The sequence below is a fragment of the Diaphorobacter sp. JS3051 genome (assembly GCF_015832135.1).
GTDB lineage: Bacteria > Pseudomonadota > Gammaproteobacteria > Burkholderiales > Burkholderiaceae_C > Diaphorobacter > Diaphorobacter nitroreducens.
In genome coordinates, this window is the sequence record NZ_CP065406.1 from 3,054,271 (window position 1) to 3,062,500 (window position 8,230).

Below are 8,230 nucleotides of genomic sequence, written 5' to 3' on the forward strand. Positions count from 1 at the left end.
GTTGCTGCTAATTTGATAGCTGCTGGCGCCCGTCAACATTGGGATTGAGGCCAATTTCGCATGAAGATCATCATCCTGGGAGCGGGGCGCGTGGGCTACAGCGTGGCCGACAGCCTGGTGTCGGAGGAGAACGACATCACCGTCATCGACACCGACGCCGAGCGGCTGCGCGACCTGGAGGCGCGGTTTGACCTGCGCGGGGTGGTGGGCAACGGCATCGACCCCCAGGTGCTGGCCGAGGCCGGCGCGCGCGACACCGACCTGCTGATCGCCTGCGCCGCGCAGGACGAGACCAACCTGGTGTGCTGCAAGGTCGCGCAGCTGATGTTCAACATCCCCACGCGCATCGCGCGCGTGCGCTCGTCGGGCCTGGAACTGGAGCGTAACCAGGCGCTGCTGGGCAAGGAGGGCTTTGGCGTGGACGGCATCATCTGCCCCGAGGAGTCGCTCACGCGCTACATCGGCAAGCTGGTGGAGTACCCCGAGGCGCTGCAGGTGCGCGAGTTTGCGGGCGGGCGCGCCTGCCTGGTGTCGGTGCGCGCGCGCCCCGGCGCGCCCATGGTGGGCATGCGTATCGCCACCATGCGCGAAACCGCGCCCGACGTTGCCATGCGCATCGTGGCCATCTACCGGCGCTTTCCCGACGAGCCCGACCGCTTCCTGCCCTGCGACGGCGCCACGCGCGTGGAGCCGGGTGACGAGGTGTTCGTGCTGTCGGCGCGCGAGCACATTCCGCAGGTGCTGGCCGCGATGCACCTGCAAAAAGGCCAGCCCTCGCGGCCCGTGCGGCGCATCATGATTGCGGGTGGCGGGCGCACGGGGCTGCGGCTGGTGCACCAGCTGGCGCAACTGGGGCGCTTTCACATCAAGGTGCTGGAGGAAAGCCCCGAGCGCTGCGTGGCGCTGGCGGCCGAGCTGCCGACGGACATCCTGGTGTTGCAGGGCGATGCCACCGACGAGGACTTGCTGGGCGACGAGAGCATCGAGGACGTGGATCTGTTCCTGGCCCTGACCGATGACGACGAGGACAACATCATGGCCAGCCTGCTGGCCAAGCGCATGGGGGCGCGGCGCGTGCTGGCGCTGATCAACCGCCGCACCTACGCCGACCTGATGCACGGCACGCAGATCGACATTGCGCTGTCGCCCGCGCAGGCCATGCTGGGCGAGCTGCTGGCCTATGTGCGCCGCGGCGACGTGCAGGCAGTGCACAGCCTGCGCCGCGGCGTGGCCGAGGCGCTGGAGATCGTGGCGCGCGGCGACCGCAAGAGCTCGCGCGTGGTGGGCCGCAAGGTCAGCGAGATTCACCTGCCCGCCGAGGTGCACATGGGCCTGATCGTGCGCGGCCTGCCCGAGGTGGGCGCCGAGCCCCGGCCCGGCGTGCAGCCGCAGGTGATCATTCCGCGCAGCCACACGGTGATCGAGAGCAACGACCATGTGGTGTTCTTCCTGCCCCACAAGCGGCTGGTGCGTGAGGTGGAAAAGCAGTTCCGCGTGAGCGCCACGTTCTTCTAAAAAGCAGGATCCACGATGTCTGACGTCCTGCCCGTCCTGCGCGTGCTCGGTGCGCTGCTGACCATGTTTGCCCTGTCGATGGGTGTGCCGCTGGCGGCGTCGCTATGGGCCGACGAGGGCCTGTGGCAGCACTACGCCACGGCGATTGCGGTCACGCTGGTGGCCGGCGCGCTGCTGTGGGTGGGGCTGCGCACCTACCGGCGCGAGCTGCTGCCGCGCCACGGCGTGATGCTGGTGTCGCTGGTGTGGGTGGTGCTGCCGCTGTTTGCGGCGCTGCCGCTGCTGCTGGTGATGCACGCCGTGGGCCGGCCGCTGTCGTTCACGCATGCGTACTTTGAGTCGGTCTCGGGCCTGACCACCACGGGCGCCACGGTGCTGGCCGAGCTGGATCGGCTCCCCCTGTCGGTGAACATGTGGCGCACGTTCATGCAGTGGATCGGCGGCATGGGCATCCTGATTCTTGCGGTGGCGGTGCTGCCGCTGCTGGGGGTGGGCGGCAGCCAGCTCTTCAAGGCCGAGGCTGCGGGCCCGGTGAAAGACACCAAGCTCACCCCGCGCATGACCGAGACGGCCAAGGGGCTGTGGGGCGTGTACGTGGTGTTCTCGCTGGTGTGCGCGCTCGCGTTCTGGCTGGGCGGCATGACGCCGCCGGACGCGATCATGCACATGTTCGCCACCGTCAGCCTGGGCGGGTTGTCGCCCCACGATGCGAGCTTTGCCTACTTCGAGTCGCCGCTGCTGGAAACCATCGCCCTGGTCTTCATGCTGTGCGCCAGCTGCAACTTCGCGCTGTACTTCATCGCGCTGCGCAAGGGCAACTGGCGGGGCTTCTGGCGTGACCCCGAGATGCGCGCCACGATCACCGCGCTGCTGGGCGGCGGGCTGTTGGTGGCGCTACTGCTGTGGGTCAAGGGCGTGTACGACCCGCTGCAGGCGCTGCGCCACGGCATGTTCAACGTGGTGTCGGTGGCCACGACCACGGGCTTTGCCACCACCGACTACCTGGGCTGGCCGGTGTTCGCGCCCGTGTTCATGCTGCTGCTGTCGGGTGTGGCCACCAGCGCCGGGTCCACGGGCGGCGGCATCAAGATGGTGCGCATGCTGATCCTGCTGAAGCAGGCGCGCCGCGAGATGACGCGCATCGTGCACCCGCGTGCGGTGCAGCCCGTGCGCCTGGGCGACCGCGTGGTGGACAACCGCATGATCTTCTCGGTGCTGGCCTTCATGCTGGTCTACGGCGCCACAGTGATCACGCTGAGCATGGTGCTGCTGCTGACCGACCTGGACATGGTGACCGCCTTCTCGGCCGTGCTGGCCAGCGTGCACTGCATGGGGCCGGGGCTGGGAATGCTGGGGCCGGCCTCCAACTTCGCGGTGCTCACCGACTTCCAGCTCTGGGTCTGTACGCTGGCCATGCTGCTGGGACGCCTGGAGATCCTGAGCTTCATGGCCCTGCTCACCCCCGCATTCTGGCGGCGCTAGGGCGCACGGGGCCTTCCCTACAATCGTCGCCAACCTCTTTCCGTCTCCCATTTGAGGGCTCTTCATGGTTCCCCACCTCATCACCGCGCTCACCGGGCCAATCAACGAGTTGGAGCAGCGCATCCTCGACTCCATGCCAGCCATCGAGCGCTGGTTCCGTCTGGAGTGGATGGAACACACGCCGCCGTTCTACTCGTCGGTGGACATCCGCAACGCGGGGTTCAAGCTGGCGCCGGTGGACACCAACCTGTTCCCGGGCGGCTGGAACAACCTCACCAATGAAATGCTGCCGCTGGCGGTGCAGGCGGCCATGGCGGCCATCGAAAAGATCTGCCCCGAAGCGCGCAACCTCTTGATCATTCCCGAGAACCATTCGCGCAACACCTTCTACCTGGCGAACGTGGCGCAGCTGGTGCGCATCTTCAACATGGCCGGGCTGAACGTGCGCGTGGGCTCCATCAGCCCCGAGATCAAGAAGACCACCACCATCACGCTGCCCCATGGCGAGACCGTGACGCTGGAGCCGGTGATCCGCAGCAAGCGCCGCCTGGGGCTGAAGAACTTCGACCCCTGCACCATCTTGCTCAACAACGACCTGTCGGCCGGCCCGCCGGGCATTCTGGAGGAGCTGTACGAGCAGTACCTGCTGCCGCCGCTGCATGCGGGCTGGAGCGTGCGCAGGAAGAGCCGCCACTTCCAGAGCTACGAGGAGGTGGCCAAGCGCTTTGGCAAGATGCTGGGCATCGATCCCTGGCTCATCAATCCGCTGTTCAGCCGCTGCGAGGGCGTGGACTTCAACGAAGGCACGGGCATGGAGGAGCTGCGCAGCGCCGTGGACGCCACGCTGGCCAAGGTGCGTCGCAAGTACAAGGAATACGGCATCAACGAAAAGCCGTTCGTGGTCGTGAAGGCCGACAACGGCACCTACGGCATGGGCATCATGACGGTGCGCGATGCCAAGGAACTGGACGGGCTGAACCGCAAGACCAAGAACAAGATGGCCGTGATCAAGGACGGCCAGGTCGTGCATGACGTGATCGTGCAGGAGGGCGTGCTCACCCAGGAGCGCGTGCACGAAGCGGTGGCCGAGCCGGTGGTCTACATGATGGACCGCTACGTGGTCGGGGGGTTCTACCGCATGCATGCCGAACGCGGCGTGGACGAGAACCTGAACATCCCCGGCGCGAGTTTCGTGCCGCTGGCGTTCGAGCACAGTACCCATCTGCCGCAGCCCGGTGCGCGTCCGGGCGCCAGTGCCCCCAACCGCTTTTACATGTACGGCGTCATCGCCCGCTTGGCGATGCTCGCGGCCAGCTACGAGCTGGAGGCCACGGACCCCGAGGCCGAGGTGTACGACTGATGCGCCGGATGTGCCGCCCTGCAGTTGCTGCATTGCAACATAGGCGGTACCCCGTATGTGCCCGAAGCGGGGGCGGCGCACAATGGCGCTCCTTTGGCATCCCCCGTGGCCGCTGAGGCAGCAGCCCGGACCTGTTCACCGTGCACACTTCCAAATCGTCGTTAGCAGCGCTCACCCTGGGCGCGATCGGCGTCGTCTATGGCGACATCGGCACCAGCGTGCTGTATGCGGTCAAAGAGGTCTTCGGCTCCGGCCATGTGCCTTTCACGCATGCCAACGTGTACGGCGTGCTGTCCGTGCTGTTCTGGACGCTCACCGTGATCGTCTCGCTCAAGTACGTGGTGCTGGTGCTGCGCGCGGACAACCATGGCGAAGGCGGCCTCATCGCCATGCTGGCGCTGGCGTCGCAAGCGGTGAAGGACCGGCCGCGCCTGCGCGGCTGGCTGCTGGGCCTTGGCATCTTCGGCACGTCCCTGTTCTATGGCGACGGCGTGATCACGCCGGCGATCTCCGTGCTTTCGGCCATCGAGGGCCTGGAGGTGGTGTCGCCGCATTTCGGCAAGGCGGTGATTCCGCTCACGCTCGTGGTGCTGTTCGGGCTGTTCGCCGTGCAAAAGCGCGGCACGGCGGGGGTGGGCCGCTACTTCGGCCCGGTGACGCTGGTCTGGTTTTTTACGATCGCAGCCCTGGGCGTGCCGCACATCGTGGGCCATCCGGAGATCCTTGGCGCCCTGAGCCCGCACCATGCACTGGGCTTCATTCTGGGCAACCCGGGCATCAGCTTCATCATCCTGGGCGCGGTGGTGCTGTGCGTCACCGGCGCAGAGGCGCTGTACGCCGACCTGGGACATTTCGGCAAGCGCCCCATCCGCCTGGCGTGGTTCAGCGTGGCCATGCCGGCCCTCACGATCAACTACTTCGGCCAGGGCGCGCTGCTGCTGGCCGAGCCATCCGCCGTCAAGAACCCGTTTTACATGATGGCGCCCGACTGGGCGCTGGTGCCGTTGGTGGTGCTGGCCACCATGGCCACGGTGATTGCGTCGCAGGCGCTGATCACCGGCGCGTTCAGCGTGACCAAGCAGGTCATCCAGCTGGGCTACCTGCCGCGGCTGAACATCCAGCACACCAGCGTGCGCGAGACGGGCCAGATCTACTTGCCGTTCGTGAACTGGAGCCTGTTTGTGGCCATCGTGTTGGCGGTGGTCATGTTCCGCAACAGCAGCAACCTGGCGGCCGCCTATGGCATTGCGGTGACGCTGGATATGCTGATCACCACGGTGCTCACCTTCTTCGTGATCCGCTACGGCTGGGGCTATCCGCTGGCGCTGTGCGTGGCCACCACGGGCTTCTTCTTTGTCGTGGACCTGGCGTTCTTCAGCTCCAACCTGCTCAAGCTGCTGCAGGGCGGTTGGTTCCCGCTGATGATCGGCGGGCTGGTGTTCACGCTCATGATGACCTGGAAGCGCGGACGCGAGTTGCTCAACGACAAGCTGCGAGAGGACTCCATAGGCCTGCAGGACTTCCTGGCCTCGGTGCAGGCCAACCCGCCCATGCGCGTGGACGGCACGGCGGTGTTCCTGAGCGCCGAGGCGGGCGTGGTGCCCAATGCACTGCTGCACAACCTCAAGCACAACAAGGTGCTGCACCGCCAGAACCTGTTCGTCACGGTGCGTTACCACGAGACCCCCTGGATCGGCCTGGACCAGCGCCTGCAGGTGGCGCCGTTGGGAGGCGACTGCTGGCAGGTCACCGTGAACTACGGTTTCAAGAATGAACTGGACCTGCCCAGCGCGCTGCGCCTGATGCACGGCCGCGGCTGCGAACTGGAAACCATGAGCACCAGCTATTTCCTCTCGCGCGACGTGGTCGTGCCTACCATCGGCAGCGGCATGGCGCCGTGGCGCGAAAAGCTGTTTGCGCAGATGCACCACAACGCTAGCGGGGTGGCGGCTTTCCTGCACCTGCCCAGCAACGCCGTCGTGGAGTTGGGCTCCAAGGTCGAGATCTGATTGGGCTGCGGGTTTGTAAGATTTTGGCCTCCGGCGCTTAGCTGGCAAGCGCGAGCAGCTATATATTTTGATGAAGCAGGACAGTGGTTGCGCAAAGAGCAATGCCACAATCCGCCGCCATGCAGTTTTTCAAAGACCTGAGCCTGTCCGCCTTCACCGCCGGTTTCGTGGCTGTGCTGGTAGGGTTCACCAGTTCGGTCGCCATCGTGTTCCAGGCGGCGCAGGCGTTCGGGGCGACGCCCGAGCAGATCACCTCCTGGATGTGGGCGCTGGGCCTGGGCATGGGACTGTGCTCGCTGATTCCCTCGCTCATCCTGCGCCAGCCGGTCATGGTGGCCTGGTCCACGCCCGGTGCAGCGGTGCTCGCCACCGCCGGCCTGGCCGGCTTCAGCATGGGCGAGGCGGTCGGCGCCTTCATGGTGTGTGCCTTGCTCATCACCCTGGCCGGAGTGACGGGTTGGTTCGAGCGCGTGATGAACCGTATTCCCATGGAACTGGCGTCGGCGCTGCTGGCCGGCGTGCTGGCGCGCTATGGCATGCAGGCCTTCGCAGCCGTGCAGACCGCGCTGCCGCTGGTGCTGGTCATGCTGGCGTCCTACTTGTTTGCACGGCGGCTGCTGCCCCGCTATGCGGTTGTGCTCACGCTGGTGGCAGGCGTTGCCTGGGCCGCAGGCAATGGCCAGATGCGCTGGTCCGCGGTGCACTGGGCGCTGGCCACACCGGTCTTCACCACGCCGCAGTTCAGCCTACAGGCGCTCATGAGCCTGGCGCTGCCGCTGTTCATCGTGACCATGGCGTCGCAGAACCTTCCGGGTGTGGCCGTCATGCGGGCCACCGGATACCAACTGCCGGTGTCGCGGCTGATCACCCTGACGGGCCTGGCCACCCTGGTGCTGGCACCGTTCGGCGCCTTTGCCCTCAACTTCAGCGCCATCACCGCAGCGATCTGCATGGGGCCCGAGGCGCACCCCGACCGCGCGCGGCGGTACACCGCCGCCGCATCGTGCGGGCTGCTGTACATCGCAGTGGGCATCTTTGGTGCGGTGGTCACGGGGCTGCTGACGGCGTTTCCACAGGAGCTGGTGGTGGCCATCGCTGGGCTGGCGCTGTTGGGCGCCATCGGAGGAGGGCTGGCGTCTGCGCTGCAGGCCGAAGCGCATCGGGAGGCGGCGTTGATCACTTTTCTGGTGACGTTGAGCGGTGTCACCATAGTCGGGATCGGATCGGCGTTTTGGGGGGTGGTCGCCGGCAGCATCGCGCTATTTGTGCAACAGTATGGACGCCCGCGCGCGCCCCAGGCGCCGCGCTAGGGGCATAGCCCTCTGCAATACAGCCCGTGCATTCCATGAATCTCCTCATCGTCGCCGACCCCATCGAGCAATTCAAGATCTACAAGGACACGACCTTCGCGATGATGCGCGAGGCGCAGCGCCGCGGCCACCGGCTCGCGGTCTGCGAGCCCCGGCACATCCACTGGTTGCGCGGTGGTCGGGTCACGGCGCGGGTGCGCGACATCACTCTTACGGGCCACGCGGAGAACTGGTTTACTGCGGGCGAACTCCGCTTGGCGGCACTGGCGGACTTCGGCGCCGTGCTCATGCGCAAGGATCCTCCGTTCGACAGTGAGTATTTCTATGCCACGCACCTATTGGAGCAGGCCGAGCGTGAAGGCGCTCGGGTGTTCAACAAGCCGCGTGCTTTGCGGGACCATCCGGAAAAACTGGCCATTCTGGAGTTTCCGCAGTTCATCGGCCCCACGCTGGTGACGCGCGATGCGCAGGACATCCGCCGGTTCCATGAGGAACATCACGACATCATCCTCAAGCCCTTGGACGGCATGGGCGGCATGGGCATCTTCCGGGTC

6 protein-coding genes (1 of these 6 cut by a window edge) are annotated in these 8,230 nt (G+C 66.3%); all 6 read left to right on the plus strand.

Annotated elements, in window-relative coordinates; genetic code table 11:
* Nucleotides 1-60 precede the first annotated feature (60 nt).
* Nucleotides 61-1,515 (plus strand): Trk system potassium transporter TrkA, encoded by a 1,455-nt coding sequence (gene trkA / locus I3K84_RS14585; RefSeq protein WP_196994857.1) that lies wholly within the window; start codon nucleotides 61-63, stop codon nucleotides 1,513-1,515.
* 15 nt (nucleotides 1,516-1,530) lie between these two features.
* Complete coding sequence (locus I3K84_RS14590) at nucleotides 1,531-2,997, plus strand: TrkH family potassium uptake protein (RefSeq protein ID WP_196994858.1); 1,467 nt, start codon at nucleotides 1,531-1,533, stop codon at nucleotides 2,995-2,997.
* A 64-nt stretch (nucleotides 2,998-3,061) separates the two neighbouring features.
* The gene (gene gshA, locus I3K84_RS14595) at nucleotides 3,062-4,357 is read left to right on the plus strand and encodes a glutamate--cysteine ligase (protein ID WP_011806996.1); all 1,296 of its coding nucleotides are present in this window, start codon (nucleotides 3,062-3,064) and stop codon (nucleotides 4,355-4,357) included.
* A 140-nt stretch (nucleotides 4,358-4,497) separates the two neighbouring features.
* Entirely contained in the window at nucleotides 4,498-6,366 is a 1,869-nt protein-coding gene (locus I3K84_RS14600; protein ID WP_196994859.1) for a potassium transporter Kup, read from the plus strand.
* Nucleotides 6,367-6,485: 119 nt separating this feature from the next.
* Nucleotides 6,486-7,676, plus strand: a complete 1,191-nt coding sequence (locus tag I3K84_RS14605) for a benzoate/H(+) symporter BenE family transporter (RefSeq protein WP_041836441.1) — start codon at nucleotides 6,486-6,488, stop codon at nucleotides 7,674-7,676.
* Between the two features lie 35 nt (nucleotides 7,677-7,711).
* Nucleotides 7,712-8,230: the 5' portion of a glutathione synthase gene (gene gshB / locus I3K84_RS14610; RefSeq protein ID WP_172208807.1), read on the plus strand. The gene runs 432 nt beyond the window's last position; only the first 519 of its 951 coding nucleotides appear in the window; it begins with the start codon at nucleotides 7,712-7,714; the stop codon falls past the right edge of the window.

Bases quoted from the DNA above. Each gene is read 5' to 3' on its own strand.
- trkA (WP_196994857.1), top strand. From the start codon at position 61: ATGAAGATCATCATCCTGGGAGCGGGGCGCGTGGGCTACAGCGTGGCC.
- I3K84_RS14590 (WP_196994858.1), top strand. From the start codon at position 1,531: ATGTCTGACGTCCTGCCCGTCCTGCGCGTGCTCGGTGCGCTGCTGACC.
- gshA (WP_011806996.1), top strand. From the start codon at position 3,062: ATGGTTCCCCACCTCATCACCGCGCTCACCGGGCCAATCAACGAGTTG.
- I3K84_RS14605 (WP_041836441.1), top strand. From the start codon at position 6,486: ATGCAGTTTTTCAAAGACCTGAGCCTGTCCGCCTTCACCGCCGGTTTC.